Consider the following 17,093-nt stretch of genomic DNA (forward strand, 5'->3'; position numbering starts at 1 on the left):
GAGAGGAAGTCTCAAGTGGCTCGTTCAGTATGGAAAGGTCCGTTTGTTGACGGTTATCTTCTCAAGAAGGCTGAGAAGGTCCGCGAAGGCGGCCGCAACGAAGTGATCAAGATGTGGAGCCGTCGCTCCACGATCCTTCCGCAGTTCGTCGGTCTGACCTTCGGCGTCTACAACGGCAACAAGCACGTTCCCGTCTCGGTGTCCGAAGAAATGGTCGGTCACAAGTTCGGTGAATTCGCTCCGACGCGGACCTATTATGGTCATGGCGCGGACAAGAAAGCGAAGAGGAAGTAACGATGGGCAAGGCAAAAGCCGAACGCCGGCTGAAGGATAATGAGGCGCAGGCAGTTGCGCGCACGATCCGCGTCAGCCCCCAGAAGCTCAACCTCGTTGCCGCGCTGATCCGCGGCAAGAAGGTGGACCGGGCTCTGGCCGAACTCGAGTTCTCGCGCAAGCGCATCGCAGGCACCGTCAAGAAGACGCTTGAATCTGCGATCGCCAACGCAGAGAACAACCATGATCTCGACGTTGATTCGCTCATCGTCGCAGAAGCTTTTGTTGGCAAGTCGATCGTGATGAAGCGCTTCCACGCCCGTGGTCGCGGCCGTGCATCGCGGGTCGAAAAGCCGTTCGCGCACTTGACGATCGTCGTTCGTGAAGTGGAAGCCAAAGGGGAGGCCGCATAATGGGCCAGAAGATTAATCCGATCGGTTTCCGTCTCGGCATCAACCGGACCTGGGATAGCCGTTGGTTCGCGGACAACGCGGAATACGGCCAGCTTCTTCACGAAGACCTGAAGATCCGCGCCTATCTGATGGAAGAGCTGAAGTCGGCCGGTATCGCCAAGGTCGTGATCGAGCGTCCGCACAAGAAGTGCCGCGTGACGATCCACTCGGCACGCCCGGGCCTGATCATCGGCAAGAAGGGCGCCGACATCGAAAAGCTTCGCAGGAAGCTTTCCGAGATGACCAATTCGGAAACGCACCTCAACATCGTCGAAGTGCGCAAGCCGGAAGTCGACGCAACGCTCGTTGCGCAGTCGATCGCTCAGCAGCTCGAGCGCCGCGTAGCGTTCCGTCGTGCGATGAAGCGTGCCGTTCAGTCGGCGATGCGCCTCGGCGCCGAAGGCATCAAGATCACCTGCGCCGGCCGTCTCGGCGGTGCGGAAATCGCCCGTACCGAATGGTATCGTGAAGGCCGCGTTCCGCTGCATACGCTGCGCGCCGACATCGACTACGGCACGGCCGAAGCGGAAACCGCTTTCGGTATCTGCGGTGTCAAGGTCTGGATCTTCAAGGGCGAAATCCTTGAGCACGATCCGATGGCTTCCGAGCGCCGCGCGACCGAGAGTGACAACCAGGGCGGTAGCGGCAGAGAGCGTCGCCGCGAGAACGCGTAACATTCGCGCGTGGCAGCCAATATCGGAGAAGTAAAAAAATGTTGCAGCCAAAGCGTACGAAGTATCGCAAGCAGTTCAAGGGGCGCATCAAGGGCGTCGCGAAGGGCGGCTCTGACCTCGCCTTCGGCGAGTTCGGTCTGAAGGCCCAGGAGCCCAACCGCGTCAATGCTCGCGAGATCGAAGCGGCCCGCCGTGCGATCACCCGTCATATGAAGCGCGCCGGCCGCGTCTGGATCCGGGTATTCCCCGACGTTCCGGTCACGGCAAAGCCGACCGAAGTCCGCATGGGTAAGGGCAAGGGTTCGGTCGAATACTGGGCATGCAAGGTCAAGCCCGGCCGCATGATGTTCGAGATCGACGGTGTCAACGAGGAGCTCGCCCGCGAAGCACTTCGCCTCGGCGCTGCCAAGCTCTCTGTCAAGACGCGCTTCGTGCAGCGTATCGCAGAGTAAGGAGTGAAGCTCATGAAAGCCGCAGATGTTCGCGCTCTGAGCGCCGACCAACTCAAGGAAGAGCTTGCCAAGCTGAAGAAGGAGCAGTTCAACCTGCGCTTCCAGAAGGCGACTGGCCAGCTCGAGAAGTCTTCGCGTATCAACGAGGTCCGCAAGGACATCGCACGCATCAAAACCATTGCCCGCCAGAAGGCGGCAGAAGCCAAGGCCTAAGGACCAGAACACTATGCCGAAACGCATTCTGCAGGGCACCGTCGTCAGCGACAAGAACGACAAGACCGTCGTCGTCCGGGTCGAGCGCCGCTTTGCGCACCCGATCCTTCAGAAGACCGTTCGTCGTTCCAAGAAGTACAAGGCTCACGACGAGAACAACCAGTTCAAGGTCGGCGACCTCGTTTCCATCGAGGAATGCGCGCCGATTTCCAAGGACAAGCGCTGGACGGTCGTTTCCGCCCAGTCTTGATTTCTGCAGGTTTTGACCGCCGGACCCTTGCGTCTCGGGCAAATATCTGTATGAAGCACGCAATTAAAGCCGAGGAACGCTCGAGTTCGAGCGTTCTTTTGCTTTGAGATGAGCACAATAAGCCGGGCGAGGGGGTTTCGACCCAACCGGCCTGGTAACAACAAGAAGGCGACCTGACATGATTCAGATGCAAACAAACCTCGACGTGGCGGATAATTCCGGCGCACGTCGTGTCATGTGCATCAAGGTGCTGGGCGGCTCCAAGCGTAAATACGCGTCGATCGGCGACATCATTGTCGTTTCGATCAAGGAAGCCATTCCGCGCGGCCGCGTGAAGAAGGGTGATGTCATGAAGGCTGTTGTCGTTCGCACCGCGAAAGACATCCGCCGTGCGGATGGCAGCGTCATCCGTTTCGACACCAACGCAGCCGTTCTCATCGACAACAAGAAAGAGCCGATCGGCACCCGTATCTTCGGACCGGTTCCGCGCGAACTCCGCGCCAAGAACCACATGAAGATCATCTCGCTGGCTCCGGAAGTACTCTAAGGGAGCGATCAGAGATGCAAAAGATTCGCAAAGGCGACAAGGTCGTCGTTCTGACCGGTAAGGACAAGGGCCGTACCGGCGAAGTCATTCAGGTCATGCCGAAGGAAGACAGGGCTCTCGTGCGCGGCGTCAACGTGGTGAAGCGTCACCAGCGCCAGACTCAGAACCAGGAAGCCGGCATTATCACCAAGGAAGCCTCGATTCACCTTTCGAACATCGCGATCGCCGATCCGAAGGACGGCAAGCCGACCCGCGTCGGTTTCAAGATCGATGGTGACAAGAAGGTCCGCGTGGCCAAGCGTTCGGGAGATGTGATCGATGGCTAAGTCCGCTTATGAGTCCCGGCTCAAGAAGGAATATGTAGAGCGCATCCGCAAGGCGATGCAGGAGCAGTTCTCCTACGCCAACGAAATGCAGATCCCGCGCCTCGACAAGATCGTCATCAACATGGGTGTTGGCGAAGCGACCGGCGATTCCAAGAAGCCGACCGTTGCTGCTGCCGACCTCGCTGCGATTGCCGGCCAGAAGCCGGTCATCACCCGCGCTCGCAACTCCATCGCCGGCTTCAAGCTTCGCGAAGGCATGCCGATTGGTGCCAAGGTTACCCTGCGCGGCGTTCGGATGTATGAATTCCTGGATCGTCTCATCAACATCGCTCTTCCGCGTGTTCGAGACTTCCGCGGCCTCAATCCGAAGTCCTTCGATGGTCGTGGCAACTTTGCCATGGGCATCAAGGAGCACATTGTGTTCCCTGAGATCAACTACGACAAGGTTGATCAGATGTGGGGCATGGACATCATCGTTTGCACGACGGCAACTAACGACGACGAAGCACGCGCTCTTCTCAAAGAGTTCAACTTCCCGTTCCGTCAGTAATCCGTAACGGCAAGCGTAAAGAAGGATAACTGTTATGGCGAAAACGAGCGCAGTTGAAAAGAACAAGCGCCGCCGCAAACTGGTTGCCAATCACGCCGCCAAGCGCGCGGTCCTGAAGGCGATCATCATGAACCAGTCTTTGCCGATCGAAGAGCGGTTCAAGGCCACCCTCAAGCTGGCCGAACTGCCCCGCGATGGGTCCAAGACCCGCATCCGCAATCGTTGCGAAGTGACCGGCCGTCCGCGTGCCTATTATCGCAAGCTGCGCATGTCGCGTATTGCACTTCGCGAACTGGGCAATCTCGGCAAGGTGCCGGGCGTGGTCAAGTCGAGCTGGTAAGGAGACGGGTACATGGCAATGACTGATCCTTTGGGCGATATGCTCACCCGTATCCGCAACGGCGCTGCTCGCCGCAAGTCGAGCGTTTCGACGCCGGCTTCCAAGCTTCGCGCACGCGTTCTGGATGTCCTTCAGGCTGAAGGCTACATCCGCGGATACTCAGAGGTCGAATTCGGCAACGGCAAGGCCGAGCTGAACATCGAGTTGAAGTACTACGAAGGCGCATCCGTGATCCGTGAGATCGCGCGCGTCTCCAAGCCGGGCCGCCGGGTCTATGTCTCGGTCAAGTCCATTCCGCAGGTCGCGAACGGCCTCGGCATCACCATCCTTTCGACTCCGAAGGGCGTGATGGCCGATCACCAGGCACGCGAACAGAATGTTGGTGGCGAGGTTCTTTGCTCGATCTTCTAAGATCGAGCAGGATCTCCATAGCGAACAGACAGGTATAAAAATGTCTCGTATCGGTAAGAAGCCCGTTCAAGTTCCGGCAGGCGTCACGGCTAACGTGGATGGCCAGAAGGTAACGGCAAAGGGCCCGAAGGGCGAACTGTTCTTCGTCGCAAATGACGAAGTTTCGGTGAAGCTCGAAAACAACACGGTTGTCGTTCAGCCGCTCAACGAGAGCAAGGATGCTCGCGCAAAGTGGGGCATGTCCCGCACGATGATCGAGAACATCCTCAAGGGCGTGAAGGACGGTTACGAGCGCAAGCTCGAAATCAACGGCGTCGGTTACCGCGCTTCCATGCAGGGCAAGAACCTGCAGCTCGCGCTCGGTTTCAGCCACGACGTCGTCTACCAGACGCCGGAAGGCATCACGATCGCTGTGCCGAAGCCGACGGAAATCGTCGTCTCCGGAATCAACAAGCAGCAGGTCGGCCAGGTTGCCGCGGAAATCCGCGAATACCGTGGCCCCGAGCCCTACAAGGGCAAGGGCGTCAAGTATGCCGAAGAGCGGATCGTCCGCAAAGAAGGCAAGAAGAAGTAAGGATCACGCGAAATGGCTAGCAGGAAAGATACTCTTGTGCGTCGCGCCAGCCGCGTGCGCCGTCAAATCAAGGCGGTTGCCAATGGCCGCCCGCGCCTGTCGGTTCATCGCTCGTCGAAGAACATCTATGCGCAGATCATTGACGATGTTGCCGGCAAGACGATTGCCTCGGCATCGACCCTCGACACGGATCTGCGGTCTTCGCTGAAGACCGGCGCCGATACCGAAGCCGCTACGGCTGTCGGCAAGCTCCTGGCAGAACGTGCTTCCAAGGCGGGCATCAAGGACGTTGTCTTTGATCGTGGCGCCTTCATCTACCACGGCCGCATCAAGGCGCTGGCCGAGGCAGCTCGCGAAGGCGGCCTGAACTTCTAAAGTTCGTCGCCCGGGCCGCAATGCCCGGGCGTAACCCGGCTTCGCAAATCCCCGGCCGCTTCGATTTCCAAGGAAGCGAGGCGGCTTTCGTCAATCTGCCGATTGCACCCGGAAAAGAAAAAGGAAGAGGACAATGGCACAAGAAAGAAGAGGTTCTCGCGAAGATCGCCAGAACCGCGAAGAGCGCGACAGCGAATTTGTCGATAAGCTCGTCGCTATCAACCGCGTCGCCAAGGTGGTGAAGGGCGGTCGTCGTTTCGGTTTCGCCGCTCTCGTCGTCGTGGGCGACCAGAAGGGCCGTGTCGGCTTCGGCCATGGCAAGGCACGCGAAGTGCCGGAAGCCATCCGTAAGGCAACGGAAGCCGCCAAGCGCGACCTGATCTTCGTACCGCTGCGCGGTGGCCGCACTCTGCACCACGACGTGCACGGCCGTCATGGCGCCGGCAAGGTGCTCCTGCGCTCGGCCAAGCCCGGTACCGGTATCATCGCCGGTGGCCCGATGCGCGCCGTCTTCGAGACGCTCGGCGTTCACGACGTCGTAGCCAAGTCGACCGGCTCGTCGAACCCCTACAACATGGTTCGCGCTACCTTCGACGCGCTCAAGAACCAGATGCACCCGAAGGATATCGCGGCACAGCGCGGCATGAAGTACGCCACGCTCCAGTCCCGTCGCGTTTCCGCCGGCGTTGCTTCCGAAGAATAAGGGAGCTGACAGATGGCTAAGAAGGAAGTTGCCAAGAAGACGGTTACCGTCGAGCAGATCGGTAGCCCCATTCGCCGTCCGGCCGTGCAGCGTCAGACGCTCGTCGGTCTGGGCCTCAACAAGATGCACCGGGTACGCACGCTGGAAGACACTCCGGCCGTTCGCGGGATGATCCGGGCCGTCCAGCACCTCGTTCGCGTCGTCGACGAGAAGTGAGGGGGATCGAGATATGAAACTGAATGAAATCAAGGACAACGAAGGCGCGACCAAGAACCGCAAGCGTCTGGGCCGCGGTATCGGCTCCGGTTCCGGCAAGACGGCCGGTCGCGGTGTAAAGGGTCAGAAGGCGCGTTCGGGCGTCGCGATCAACGGCTTCGAAGGCGGTCAGATGCCCATCTACCGCCGCCTGCCGAAGCGCGGCTTCAACAACATCTTCGCTTCGGAGTTCGTTGTCGTGTCGCTCGGCCGGATTCAGGCCGCAGTCGATGCCAAGAAGCTGGACGCCTCCAAGACCGTCGATGCCGCCGCTCTCAAGGCCGCCGGCGTTATCCGCCGCGTCAAGGATGGTGTGCGCGTTCTCGCCGACGGCGAACTGAAGGCGAAGGTTTCGCTCGAAGTTGCCGGCGCCTCCAAGCCTGCGATCGAGAAGATCGAAAAGGCTGGCGGTTCCGTCAAGCTGCTCTCCGCAGCCGCTGAATAAATATGACTGATGAACCGCCCGGGGTGCTTCACGCCGGGCGGTTTTGCTCCCATATGTGAGCCTCACGTCCAAGCGCAGCGAATCGGCTGCCGCGACGGGACATAACGGAAACCACGGTGAGGCATCCGATTGCAGCGACAATCGCCTCGCGCCTGGTTTTCCACGACGAAAACTGATTCCATCCGGAACGACCGGGTTTTCCCGTGTTTCCGAGACTTGGTACGCGGAGAATTGCATGGCTTCTGCAGCGGAACAGCTCGCCTCGAACCTGAATTTTTCGACTTTCGCCAAGGCGGAAGATCTGAAAAAGCGCCTTTGGTTCACTCTCGGTGCGCTTCTGGTCTATCGACTTGGCACCTACATTCCGTTGCCGGGCCTTAACCCGGACGCATTCGCGCAGGCATTTCAGGGGCAGTCGGGGGGCATTCTCGGCCTCTTCAACATGTTCTCGGGCGGCGCGGTCGAGCGCATGGCGATCTTCGCCCTCGGCATCATGCCCTACATTTCCGCATCGATCATCGTGCAGCTCATGACGTCGGTCGTTCCGGCGCTCGAGCAGCTGAAGAAAGAGGGCGAGCAGGGCCGCAAGGTCATCAACCAGTACACCCGCTACGGCACGGTGCTGCTGGGCGCGATGCAGGCCTACGGTATTGCCGTCGGTCTCGAAAGCGGCAGCGGTCTCGTCAACGATCCGGGCTGGTTCTTCCGGATTTCCACCGTTATTTCGCTGCTCGGCGGCACGATGTTCCTGATGTGGCTCGGTGAGCAGATCACCTCCCGCGGCATCGGCAACGGTATTTCGCTGATCATCTTCGCCGGCATCGTCGCCGCTCTGCCCTCGGCGCTTGCCGGAACCCTTGAGCTCGGCCGTACCGGTGCTCTGTCGACGCCTCTCATCCTTGCGATTATCGTCATGGTCGTCGGCGTGATCGCGTTGATCGTCTTCGTCGAGCGCGCGCAGCGCCGCCTGCTGATCCAGTATCCGAAGCGCCAGGTCGGCAACCGCATGTTCCAGGGCGACACGTCGCACCTGCCGCTGAAGCTCAACACCTCGGGTGTGATCCCGGCGATCTTCGCGTCGTCGCTTCTCCTGCTGCCCGCCACGCTCGCCGGCTTTGCCAACACCGCGACCATGCCCGACTGGGCAACGGCGATCGTCGGTGCGCTCGCTCACGGTCAGCCGCTCTATATGATCCTTTACGGTGCGATGATCGCCTTTTTCGCCTTCTTCTATACGGCCATCGTCTTCAATCCGAAGGATACGGCCGACAATCTGAAGAAGCATGGCGGGTTCGTTCCGGGCATCCGCCCGGGTGAGCGCACGGCCGAATACATCGATTACGTGTTGACGCGCATCACCGTCATCGGCGCGATCTACCTGGTCTTTGTCTGCATCCTGCCTGAGATACTCATCTCGCAGACAGGGGTGCCGTTCTACCTTGGTGGTACGTCGCTTTTGATTGTTGTCAGTGTGACCCTCGATACGGTAGCACAGATCCAGGGTCACCTCATTGCCCAGCAATATGAGGGGCTGATCAAGAAGTCGAAGCTGCGCGGAGGAAAGAGGGGACGATGAGGTTAATTTTTTTGGGACCGCCGGGCGCTGGCAAGGGTACTCAGGCCAAGCTTCTGACGGAGAGATACGGCATTCCGCAGCTTTCCACGGGGGATATGCTTCGGGCGGCCGTAGCTCAGGCGACCGAGGTCGGCAAGCGGGCGAAAGCCGTGATGGATGCCGGCCAGCTCGTCTCCGACGAAATCGTCAATGAGATCGTCTCCGACCGCATCGATTCGCCGGATTGCGCAAGGGGCTTCATTCTCGACGGCTATCCGCGCACGGTCCCGCAGGCCGTAGCGCTCGACGGGATGCTTGAGGGAAAAGGCCTGAAGCTCGATGCGGTCATCGAGTTGAAAGTCGATGAGGCAGCTCTTGTGCGGCGCATGGAGAATCGCGTAGCCGAAACCGTCGCGGCCGGCGGCACCGTACGCTCGGACGACAATCCGGAAGCATTCCGGCGGCGTCTGCAGGAATATCGGGAAAAGACCGCTCCGCTTTCGGAACACTACGCCCGAACCGGTCGGTTGAAGACCGTGGACGGCATGGCGGATGTGGATACGGTTACGGCCGAGATCGAGAAGATTCTGGTATAGGCATTGCCTTTGCCAAAATGGAAGCGCCGGGGAGTTGACTTTTTCGGCCGATTCCTCCAAAGACTGCGTCAACTCGCGACAAGAGAAGCGATCGGCGCGGTCTTCAACGAAATGAAGTCCGGGTACGGTCGTTTTTGACGTGTCTCGAACCTCAATCAACGAGCGGCTCTTAAGGTCGCGTAACGAAGCACCTATTGCCTGTAGGCAACTGGAACGCAAGGAGAATAGACGTGGCACGTATCGCTGGCGTCAACATCCCGACCGCAAAGCGCGTCGTCATCGCGCTGACGTATATTCACGGGATCGGCACGAAATTCGCACAGGAAATCATCGAGAAGGTCGGCATTCCGGCCGAGCGTCGCGTTCACCAGCTGACGGACGCTGAGGTCCTTCAGATCCGTGAAACGATCGACCGTGACTATCAGGTCGAGGGTGACCTGCGTCGCGAGACCTCGATGAACATCAAGCGTCTGATGGATCTCGGCTGCTATCGCGGTCTGCGCCATCGTCGCGGCCTGCCGGTGCGCGGTCAGCGCACGCATACCAATGCCCGCACCCGCAAGGGTCCGGCAAAGGCGATCGCCGGCAAGAAGAAGTAATTTCCCGAAAAGGGAAAACGGGAGGCTGGCGCACGCGCCGGCCTCCTTTTGCAGTTTGGGAAGGGCAAGTGTCCGACCAATGCGAGTGCCGTTACCGGTTTCTCGGAATGCTCGCGAAGCCGGTGTCCCGGCTGTCGCGAATTGTAAGATGCAGGGCAGGGGACGACCAATCCTTTTCCCGGTGGAGCCGCTGGAATTACGGCGGTGCAGAGATCTAAGAAAGGGATCCTATGGCCAAGGAAGCCACCCGCGTTCGCCGTCGCGAGCGCAAGAACATCACGTCTGGCGTCGCACACGTCAATTCGTCGTTCAACAACACGATGATCACCATTACCGACGCGCAGGGCAATGCTATTGCCTGGTCGTCCGCCGGTGCGAAGGGTTTCAAGGGTTCGCGCAAGTCGACCCCGTTCGCCGCGCAGATCGCCGCTGAAGATTGCGCCAAGAAGGCTCAGGAACACGGCATGAAGTCGCTGGAAGTGGAAGTTTGCGGTCCTGGTTCCGGCCGCGAATCCGCTCTTCGCGCGCTCCAGGCTGCAGGTTTCATGATCACGTCGATCCGTGACGTGACCCCGATCCCGCACAATGGCTGCCGTCCGCGCAAGAAGCGCCGCGTCTGATCATCTGTATTCAACATTCCGGTGAGGACGTTCCGGTGTCCTCCCGGTCTTCGGGGCTCGGTTGTCACGATTGGATGGTGGCAACGAACGGAAGGCAGAAAACATGATCCAGAAAAATTGGCAGGAATTGATCAAGCCGAACAAGGTGGAGTTCGCCTCCTCCGGCCGCACCAAGGCAACGTTGGTCGCGGAGCCGCTTGAGCGCGGCTTTGGCCTGACGCTCGGCAACGCGCTTCGTCGCGTCCTATTGTCGTCGCTGCGCGGTGCTGCCGTAACCGCGGTTCAGATCGACGGCGTATTGCATGAGTTCTCTTCTATCCCGGGCGTCCGGGAAGACGTGACCGACATCGTGCTCAACATCAAGGAAATCGCCATCAAGATGGATGGCGACGACGCAAAGCGCATGGTCGTGCGCAAGCAGGGTCCGGGCGTCGTGACCGCCGGTGACATTCAGACGGTTGGCGACATCGAGATCCTCAACCCGAACCACGTGATCTGCACCCTCGACGAGGGCGCGGAAATCCGCATGGAGTTCACCGTCAACAACGGCAAGGGCTACGTACCGGCTGACCGCAACCGCTCGGAAGATGCGCCGATCGGCCTCATTCCGGTCGACAGCCTGTACTCTCCGGTCAAGAAGGTCTCCTACAAGGTGGAAAACACCCGTGAAGGCCAGGTTCTCGACTACGACAAGCTGACGATGTCCATCGAAACCGATGGCTCCGTCACCGGCGAAGATGCGATCGCTTTCGCGGCCCGCATCCTTCAGGACCAGCTGTCGGTCTTCGTCAACTTCGACGAGCCGCAGAAGGAAACCGAGGAAGAGGCAGTCACCGAACTCGCCTTCAACCCCGCGCTTCTCAAGAAGGTCGACGAACTGGAGCTTTCCGTCCGTTCGGCCAACTGCCTGAAGAACGACAACATCGTCTATATCGGCGACCTCATTCAGAAGACCGAAGCAGAAATGCTCCGTACGCCGAATTTTGGTCGCAAGTCGCTCAACGAGATCAAGGAAGTTCTCGCTTCCATGGGCCTGCATCTCGGCATGGAAGTGCCGTCCTGGCCGCCGGAGAACATCGAAGACCTCGCCAAGCGTTACGAAGACCAGTACTAACCTATTAGACTGCGGGCGGATGCCTGCAAGTAAAGGAGAATAGCCATGCGCCACGGTAAAGCCGGCCGCAAGCTGAATAGAACCGCCAGCCACCGCAAGGCGATGTTTGCCAACATGGCAGCTTCGCTGATCGAGCACGAGCAAATCGTCACGACCCTGCCGAAGGCCAAGGAAATCCGTCCGATCGTGGAAAAGCTCGTTACGCTCGGCAAGCGCGGCGATCTGCATGCCCGCCGCCAGGCGATCTCGCAGATCCGCGACGTTGCCGTCGTCTCGAAGCTGTTCGACGCGATTGCCTCGCGCTACGCCACCCGCAACGGCGGCTACCTGCGCATCATGAAGGCAGGCTTCCGCCAGGGCGACAATGCCCCGCTCGCCGTCATCGAATTCGTTGACCGCGACGTCGACGCCAAGGGTTCGAAGGACCGCGCCCGCGTTTCTGCCGAAGCCGAAGCAGCCGAAGCGGCCTGATCCGATCGGTTGACGAAACCATTCAAGCGGCCGGGGGCTGATCGCCCCCGGCCGCTTTTTTGTTGGTTTTATTGAAAGTAGAAGTAGATCCTCATTCCTGTGCCTCTCAAATCCTTGACAGGCAAAGGAAAAAATGAGGGTCGGGAGAGGGTGTCGCGGGACCTTGGCCGGTGCGGCTCTCCGGCTTGTACGTTGCGCCTTTATCCCGCTCGGGCTTGCGACCGTACGGGTGCGGTGCCCTGGCGCCGCCACCGCAGAAACCGCTTTCTGACGGCGCGCCAGGCGACGAGCACCGCCACAAGGAACAGATAAAGCATTTGCTCGGGGCCTACGACCTTGACCGACATGGCGAAATGCAGCGCGCCGGCCGCGGCAATCACGTAGACGAGCCTGTGAAGCTTGTTCCATCGTTGCCCGAGGCGTCTTATCGACCAGTTGTTCGATGTAACCGCCAGCGGGATGAGCAGCACGAGGGCTGCCATGCCGATGGTGATGAAGGGACGGCGGGCGATGTCGGCGAGAATGGCCGGGAGAAGGAGCGTCTGGTCCAGCACCATATATGTGAGGAAATGCATCATCACATAATAAAAGGCGAGGAGGCCCAGGGCGCGGCGGTATCTGAGCCAGTTGATGCCGAACAGGTCGCGAATCGGCGTGATCGTCAGCGTGGCAATCAGGAAGCGGAGGGCCCAGATGCCGAGCAGGTGCTCGAATTCCTTGACCGCATTGCCGGGCAGCCGACCGGTGGCTCCAAGATAGAACCCCCAGGCGGCCGGTATGAGGCCGAGCATATAGAGCGCCCAGATCGAAGGGCCGTGCAATCGCTTCGGCAGGGCAGGAAGGCTCGGCATCCTCAGAAATTCACCCTGAGGTCCATGCCGGCGTAGAGGTTCGCAACCTCTTCTGCGTAGCCGTTGAAGGGGAGCGTATCGCGGCGGTTGGCGCCGAAGAAGCCGCCTTCGCCGATACGGTTTTCGGTCGCCTGGCTCCAGCGGGGATGATCGACGGCTGGATTCACATTGGCATAGAAGCCGTATTCATTCGGCCCGGCGAGGTTCCAGGTGCACGGCGGCGGCGTCTCGGTCAGAGAGATGCGCACGATCGATTTGATTCCCTTGAAGCCGTATTTCCACGGCACCACCAGGCGGATCGGTGCGCCGTTCTGGTTCGGCAGCGTCTTGCCATAGAGCCCGACGGAGAGGATCGTCAGCGGGTGGCGCGCTTCGTCGAGCCTCAAGCCTTCCCGGTAGGGCCATTCCAGGGGCTGGAAATAGCCGGACTGGCCCGGCATTTCCTCCGGCCGGACCACGGTCTCGAAGGCGACATATTTCGCGCTTCCGAGCGGCTCGACCCTGTCGAGGAGCGCGGCCAATGGAAAGCCGACCCAGGGAATGACCATCGACCACGCTTCGACGCAGCGCATCCGGTAAATTCTCTCTTCCAGAGGGAAGGCCAGGAGCTCCTCCAGGCCGAATTCCCGCGGCTTGCCGACCAATCCGTCGACCTTCACCGTCCAGGGCGCCGGCTTGAAGTTTGCCGAGTTGGCAGCCGGATCGCCTTTGCCGGTCCCGAATTCATAGAAGTTGTTGTAGGTGGTGGCGTCCTTTTCCGGCGTGACGGGCTCATCGACCCTGTATTTGCTCTTGGACGCGTCGAGTGCGGCCGCGCGGCTCGGCTTGGGCACGGCGAGGGCCAGGCTTCCGGCCGCGGCGGCGATGAAGGTCCGCCGATCCAGGAAGAAGCGCTCCGGGGTGATTTCGGTAGCGGCAATCTTCGGCGTGCGATAGCTGGGCATGGGGTCTCCTCGGTGTCATTCGACTTTTTCTAATACGCAAATGAGCAGAGTTTCGATCACCGGAAAAGGCTGGCGAGACCACGTTTTCGTGCATGACTCGTGAACGTCGCCTGCGTCTTTGGGAGCGCAAGGCCGAGCAATTGGCGCGCAGCATGTACTCCTATGAATTCCCTGATGAAACGACCCCTCCTTGCGGCTGCATTGCGTTGGATTGTCGGGCAACAGGTTTGCCTTTTTCCGTGCGAAATCCTATCTGAACGTAGCTGCAACGAAAGGGAGAATGCTTCATGATCTTCGGCCATCGCGCTCTCGCGGCTCTCGTGCTTGCTGTTGCCATATCGTCACCTGCGATGGCCCAGGATGCCAGGACCGTGCCGCAGTCGCGGTCGGAGATGCAGCTCTCTTTCGCGCCGCTCGTCAAACAGACGGCGAATGCGGTCGTCAACGTGTATGCCGAGCGCGTGGTGGAGCGTCGCTCGATCTTTGCCGGAGACCCTTTCTTCGAGGAATTCTTCGGGCAGCGGATGCCGAATCGCACCGAGAAGCAGTCGTCTCTGGGGTCGGGCGTGATCGTCGGCCGCAATGGCCTGGTCGTGACCAACAACCATGTCATCGAGGGCGGCGACGATATCAAGGTGGCGCTCGCCGACGGGCGTGAGTTCCCCTGCAAAGTCATATTGAAGGATGATCGCCTCGATCTGGCCGTCATGAAAATTCAGTCGGACGGTCCGTTCGACATCGTCCCGATCGGTGATTCCGACGCGGTGGAGGTCGGCGACCTGGTTCTGGCGATGGGCAATCCCTTCGGCGTCGGGCAGACGGTGACGAGCGGCATCGTGTCGGCGCTCGCCCGAAACCAGATTTCCAACGGCGATTTCGGCTTTTTCATCCAGACGGATGCGGCAATCAATCCGGGCAATTCCGGCGGCGGCCTGATCAACATGAAGGGCGAGTTGATCGGCATCAACACTGCGATTTTTTCGAGAGGCGGCGGTTCCAACGGCGTGGGCTTTGCGATCCCCGCCAACCTGGTCAAGGTTTTCGTTGCCTCCGCTGAAGGAGGCAACGGCTCGTTCATCCGTCCCTTCGTCGGGGCGACTTTCGAGCCGGTGACCTCCGATGTGGCAGAGGCGCTCGGGCTTGAGCGGGCGCGCGGGGCGCTGGTGACGGCGGTCGTCGCAGGCGGTCCGGCGGAGAGCGCCGGCATGCGCCCCGGACAGGTGGTCACCGCCGTCAACGGCATACCGGTCGAACACCCGGATGCGCTTGGTTATCGTCTGACCACCGTGGGGATCGGCCACGAGGCGCGGGTTACGATCTCGGAGAACGGCAGTTCGCGCGAAATCGCCCTCAAGCTTGAGCGGGCGCCGGAAACACAGCCACGAGACGAACGGCTGATCGAGGGGCGCAACCCCTTCGCCGGCGCTGTCGTGGCAAATCTCTCGCCGCGGCTTGCGGACGAGTTGCGCATGCCCACGTCGCTGCAGGGTGTGGTCATCACCGAGATCAATCGCGGCTCGCCGGCTGCACGTATCGGCCTGGAACCGAAAGATATCGTTCGTTCAGTCAACGGGACGGCAATCGATAGTTCGAAGACGCTGGAAGGCGTCGTCGCCGAGGATGCCTCCTTCTGGCGTGTCGAGATCGAGCGCAACGGCCAGATCATCCGTCAGTTCTTCCGATGAGCGATCTCTTCGCCCCCCATGAACCTCCTGAAATGGCCTCGGCAAGGCCGCTGGCCGATCGCCTGCGCCCGCGCACGCTGGCGGAGGTGACCGGCCAGGAGCATCTGACCGGCCCCGACGGCGTGCTCACACGGATGATCGCTTCCGGATCCCTCGGCTCGATGATCTTCTGGGGCCCGCCGGGAACCGGCAAGACAACGGTTGCCCGTCTGCTTTCAGGCGAGGCAGGTCTCGCATTCGAGCAGATTTCGGCAATCTTCTCCGGCGTTGCGGATCTTAAGAAGGTATTCGAATCTGCGCGCGCCCGGCGCATGTCGGGGCGCCAGACGCTGCTTTTCGTCGACGAGATCCATCGGTTCAACCGGGCGCAGCAGGACAGCTTCCTGCCGGTCATGGAGGATGGCACCGTCGTCCTGGTCGGCGCCACCACCGAGAACCCGTCTTTCGAGCTTAACGCCGCGCTTCTGTCGCGGGCGCGCGTCTTGACGTTCAAGCCGCATGACGAGGCCAGCCTCGAGGAACTTCTGAAGCGGGCGGAGGCAGCCGAGGGCAAACCGCTGCCGCTCGATGACGACGCGCGGGCCAGCCTGATCCGCATGGCGGACGGGGACGGCCGGGCGGTGCTGACGCTCGCGGAAGAGGTATGGCGGGCGGCGCGCCGGGACGAGATATTCGATTCCGCCGGGCTTCAGGAGATCGTCCAGCGCCGCGCGCCGGTATACGACAAGGGCCAGGACGGCCATTACAACCTGATCTCGGCGCTCCATAAATCCGTTCGGGGCTCCGACCCGGACGCGGCGCTCTATTATCTCTGCCGCATGTTCGATGCCGGGGAGGATCCGCTCTATATCGGCAGGCGGCTCGTGCGGATGGCGGTCGAGGATATCGGCCTTGCCGATCCGCAGGCACTGGCGATCTGCAATGCCGCCAAGGATGCCTATGATTATCTCGGGTCCCCCGAAGGGGAACTGGCTCTTGCCGAGGCCTGCGTCTATCTTGCAACGGCGCCGAAATCCAACGCCGTCTATACCGCCTACAAGGCGGCGATGCGCGCGGCCAAGGAGAACGGATCTCTGCTGCCGCCGAAGCATATCCTCAACGCTCCGACGAAGCTCATGAAGGGGGAAGGCTACGGCGACGGCTACCGCTACGATCATGACGAGCCCGACGCATTCTCCGGCCAGGATTATTTCCCCGAGAAGATGGGCAGAAAGACTTTCTACGACCCTCCGGAGCGCGGCTTCGAACGTGAGATCCGCAAGCGGCTGGAGTGGTGGAACAAGCTTCGGCGCGACCGGAATTCGTGAGGGTTCGCCCCAGCTCCGTCACTCCCGCAGGGCTGCCTTGCCACAGGATGCCTTGCTGTCGCGATGAGCCCGTGGCATAGAAGAACCACATCGCAGACGGCTGCACGGATCGAATGGATCCGAACTTCCGCGGGGACGGCCTCGCTCCACATGAAGGAGTTCGAAATGGCCTGGTTCACGCTGTTGCTCGCCGGAATTCTCGAAATCGGCTGGGCGATCGGTCTCAAATACACGGATGGATTTACGCGGTTCACGCCGACTGTGCTGACGGTCGGGTCGATGATCCTGAGCGTCGTTCTGCTCGGAATAGCGGTGCGTTCGCTGCCGCTTGGCACGGCCTATGCCGTGTGGACCGGCATCGGCACCGTGGGTACCGTCATTCTCGGCATCATTCTGTTCGCAGAGCCGGCAACGGCGATGCGCCTCGGCTGCATCGGCCTCATCGTCGCGGGCATCGCGGGTCTGAAGCTCGTCGGCTGACGTGTTCGACCACTGAAAGTCTGCCCCTCAT

General features: G+C 60.6%; 27 protein-coding genes. 25 read left to right on the forward strand and 2 right to left on the reverse strand.

Annotated elements, in window-relative coordinates; all coding sequences use genetic code 11:
* Positions 1 to 15: 15 nt before the first annotated feature.
* The 22 genes from rpsS to rplQ all read left to right on the forward strand — a co-directional run bounded on the left by rpsS (position 16) and on the right by rplQ (position 11,795).
* Positions 16 to 294 (forward strand): 30S ribosomal protein S19, encoded by a 279-nt coding sequence (gene rpsS / locus ACFHWW_RS27575; protein WP_002964358.1) that lies wholly within the window; start codon positions 16 to 18, stop codon positions 292 to 294.
* A gap of 2 nt (positions 295 to 296) precedes the next feature.
* Positions 297 to 686 (forward strand): 50S ribosomal protein L22, encoded by a 390-nt coding sequence (rplV, locus tag ACFHWW_RS27580; RefSeq protein ID WP_003536535.1) that lies wholly within the window; start codon positions 297 to 299, stop codon positions 684 to 686.
* Positions 686 to 1,399 (forward strand): 30S ribosomal protein S3, encoded by a 714-nt coding sequence (gene rpsC / locus ACFHWW_RS27585; RefSeq protein WP_018099553.1) that lies wholly within the window; start codon positions 686 to 688, stop codon positions 1,397 to 1,399. The genes rplV and rpsC overlap by 1 nt, the downstream gene beginning before the upstream one ends.
* Positions 1,400 to 1,437: 38 nt before the next feature.
* Positions 1,438 to 1,851 carry a 50S ribosomal protein L16 gene (rplP, locus tag ACFHWW_RS27590; protein ID WP_003536531.1) on the forward strand — a complete coding sequence of 138 codons (414 nt, stop codon included), beginning with the start codon at positions 1,438 to 1,440 and terminating at the stop codon, positions 1,849 to 1,851.
* A 12-nt stretch (positions 1,852 to 1,863) separates the two neighbouring features.
* On the forward strand, positions 1,864 to 2,064 hold the full coding sequence (gene rpmC, locus ACFHWW_RS27595; protein WP_003536529.1) for a 50S ribosomal protein L29: 201 nt from the start codon (positions 1,864 to 1,866) through the stop codon (positions 2,062 to 2,064).
* A 13-nt stretch (positions 2,065 to 2,077) separates the two neighbouring features.
* Positions 2,078 to 2,314: a 30S ribosomal protein S17 gene (gene rpsQ, locus ACFHWW_RS27600; protein ID WP_003536527.1), complete on the forward strand. Its 237-nt coding sequence runs from the start codon at positions 2,078 to 2,080 to the stop codon at positions 2,312 to 2,314.
* Positions 2,315 to 2,492: 178 nt separating this feature from the next.
* Positions 2,493 to 2,861 (forward strand): 50S ribosomal protein L14, encoded by a 369-nt coding sequence (gene rplN / locus ACFHWW_RS27605; RefSeq protein WP_003536525.1) that lies wholly within the window; start codon positions 2,493 to 2,495, stop codon positions 2,859 to 2,861.
* Between the two features lie 14 nt (positions 2,862 to 2,875).
* Complete coding sequence (gene rplX / locus ACFHWW_RS27610; protein WP_003536524.1) at positions 2,876 to 3,187, forward strand: 50S ribosomal protein L24; 312 nt, start codon at positions 2,876 to 2,878, stop codon at positions 3,185 to 3,187.
* Positions 3,180 to 3,737: a 50S ribosomal protein L5 gene (gene rplE, locus ACFHWW_RS27615; RefSeq protein ID WP_003536522.1), complete on the forward strand. Its 558-nt coding sequence runs from the start codon at positions 3,180 to 3,182 to the stop codon at positions 3,735 to 3,737. Before rplX ends, rplE begins: the two co-directional genes overlap by 8 nt.
* A gap of 34 nt (positions 3,738 to 3,771) precedes the next feature.
* The gene (gene rpsN, locus ACFHWW_RS27620) at positions 3,772 to 4,077 is read left to right on the forward strand and encodes a 30S ribosomal protein S14 (protein ID WP_003536519.1); all 306 of its coding nucleotides are present in this window, start codon (positions 3,772 to 3,774) and stop codon (positions 4,075 to 4,077) included.
* A gap of 12 nt (positions 4,078 to 4,089) precedes the next feature.
* Positions 4,090 to 4,488 carry a 30S ribosomal protein S8 gene (gene rpsH, locus ACFHWW_RS27625; protein ID WP_003536517.1) on the forward strand — a complete coding sequence of 133 codons (399 nt, stop codon included), beginning with the start codon at positions 4,090 to 4,092 and terminating at the stop codon, positions 4,486 to 4,488.
* A 40-nt stretch (positions 4,489 to 4,528) separates the two neighbouring features.
* Positions 4,529 to 5,062 (forward strand): 50S ribosomal protein L6, encoded by a 534-nt coding sequence (rplF, locus tag ACFHWW_RS27630; protein WP_003536514.1) that lies wholly within the window; start codon positions 4,529 to 4,531, stop codon positions 5,060 to 5,062.
* Between the two features lie 12 nt (positions 5,063 to 5,074).
* Positions 5,075 to 5,437, forward strand: a complete 363-nt coding sequence (rplR, locus tag ACFHWW_RS27635) for a 50S ribosomal protein L18 (RefSeq protein ID WP_003536512.1) — start codon at positions 5,075 to 5,077, stop codon at positions 5,435 to 5,437.
* Positions 5,438 to 5,570: 133 nt separating this feature from the next.
* Entirely contained in the window at positions 5,571 to 6,140 is a 570-nt protein-coding gene (gene rpsE, locus ACFHWW_RS27640) for a 30S ribosomal protein S5 (protein ID WP_003536510.1), read from the forward strand.
* Positions 6,141 to 6,152: 12 nt separating this feature from the next.
* On the forward strand, positions 6,153 to 6,356 hold the full coding sequence (rpmD, locus tag ACFHWW_RS27645; protein WP_003536508.1) for a 50S ribosomal protein L30: 204 nt from the start codon (positions 6,153 to 6,155) through the stop codon (positions 6,354 to 6,356).
* Between the two features lie 13 nt (positions 6,357 to 6,369).
* A complete protein-coding gene (gene rplO / locus ACFHWW_RS27650; protein WP_018099555.1) occupies positions 6,370 to 6,840 on the forward strand; it encodes a 50S ribosomal protein L15 in 471 nt (156 codons plus the stop codon).
* Positions 6,841 to 7,075: 235 nt separating this feature from the next.
* Complete coding sequence (secY, locus tag ACFHWW_RS27655; protein ID WP_018099556.1) at positions 7,076 to 8,416, forward strand: preprotein translocase subunit SecY; 1,341 nt, start codon at positions 7,076 to 7,078, stop codon at positions 8,414 to 8,416.
* Positions 8,413 to 8,991: an adenylate kinase gene (locus ACFHWW_RS27660; protein WP_127712653.1), complete on the forward strand. Its 579-nt coding sequence runs from the start codon at positions 8,413 to 8,415 to the stop codon at positions 8,989 to 8,991. Before secY ends, ACFHWW_RS27660 begins: the two co-directional genes overlap by 4 nt.
* 230 nt (positions 8,992 to 9,221) lie before the next feature.
* Complete coding sequence (rpsM, locus tag ACFHWW_RS27665; protein ID WP_003536498.1) at positions 9,222 to 9,590, forward strand: 30S ribosomal protein S13; 369 nt, start codon at positions 9,222 to 9,224, stop codon at positions 9,588 to 9,590.
* Between the two features lie 230 nt (positions 9,591 to 9,820).
* Positions 9,821 to 10,210 carry a 30S ribosomal protein S11 gene (rpsK, locus tag ACFHWW_RS27670; protein WP_003536496.1) on the forward strand — a complete coding sequence of 130 codons (390 nt, stop codon included), beginning with the start codon at positions 9,821 to 9,823 and terminating at the stop codon, positions 10,208 to 10,210.
* 103 nt (positions 10,211 to 10,313) lie between these two features.
* On the forward strand, positions 10,314 to 11,324 hold the full coding sequence (locus tag ACFHWW_RS27675) for a DNA-directed RNA polymerase subunit alpha (RefSeq protein WP_003536494.1): 1,011 nt from the start codon (positions 10,314 to 10,316) through the stop codon (positions 11,322 to 11,324).
* Between the two features lie 45 nt (positions 11,325 to 11,369).
* Positions 11,370 to 11,795, forward strand: coding sequence for a 50S ribosomal protein L17 (gene rplQ / locus ACFHWW_RS27680; RefSeq protein WP_003536492.1), 426 nt, complete (start codon positions 11,370 to 11,372; stop codon positions 11,793 to 11,795).
* A 200-nt stretch (positions 11,796 to 11,995) separates the two neighbouring features.
* Here the strand turns inward: rplQ and msrQ are convergent, their stop codons facing one another.
* Together msrQ and msrP are read right to left on the reverse strand one after the other, a co-directional pair.
* On the reverse strand, positions 11,996 to 12,646 hold the full coding sequence (msrQ, locus tag ACFHWW_RS27685; RefSeq protein ID WP_379942289.1) for a protein-methionine-sulfoxide reductase heme-binding subunit MsrQ: 651 nt from the start codon (positions 12,644 to 12,646) through the stop codon (positions 11,996 to 11,998).
* 2 nt (positions 12,647 to 12,648) lie between these two features.
* On the reverse strand, positions 12,649 to 13,590 hold the full coding sequence (gene msrP, locus ACFHWW_RS27690) for a protein-methionine-sulfoxide reductase catalytic subunit MsrP (RefSeq protein WP_379942291.1): 942 nt from the start codon (positions 13,588 to 13,590) through the stop codon (positions 12,649 to 12,651).
* 287 nt (positions 13,591 to 13,877) lie between these two features.
* Between msrP and ACFHWW_RS27695 the strand changes: the two genes are divergently transcribed.
* The 3 genes from ACFHWW_RS27695 to sugE all read left to right on the forward strand — a co-directional run bounded on the left by ACFHWW_RS27695 (position 13,878) and on the right by sugE (position 17,062).
* Positions 13,878 to 15,275, forward strand: a complete 1,398-nt coding sequence (locus tag ACFHWW_RS27695; protein ID WP_127712652.1) for a DegQ family serine endoprotease — start codon at positions 13,878 to 13,880, stop codon at positions 15,273 to 15,275.
* A complete protein-coding gene (locus ACFHWW_RS27700; protein ID WP_379942293.1) occupies positions 15,272 to 16,582 on the forward strand; it encodes a replication-associated recombination protein A in 1,311 nt (436 codons plus the stop codon). Before ACFHWW_RS27695 ends, ACFHWW_RS27700 begins: the two co-directional genes overlap by 4 nt.
* A gap of 165 nt (positions 16,583 to 16,747) precedes the next feature.
* Entirely contained in the window at positions 16,748 to 17,062 is a 315-nt protein-coding gene (gene sugE / locus ACFHWW_RS27705; protein ID WP_014529703.1) for a quaternary ammonium compound efflux SMR transporter SugE, read from the forward strand.
* The last annotated feature ends 31 nt before the right edge of the window (positions 17,063 to 17,093 follow it).

Source organism: Sinorhizobium sp. P24N7 (genome assembly GCF_042436655.1).
GTDB classification, from domain to species: domain Bacteria; phylum Pseudomonadota; class Alphaproteobacteria; order Rhizobiales; family Rhizobiaceae; genus Sinorhizobium; species Sinorhizobium meliloti_A.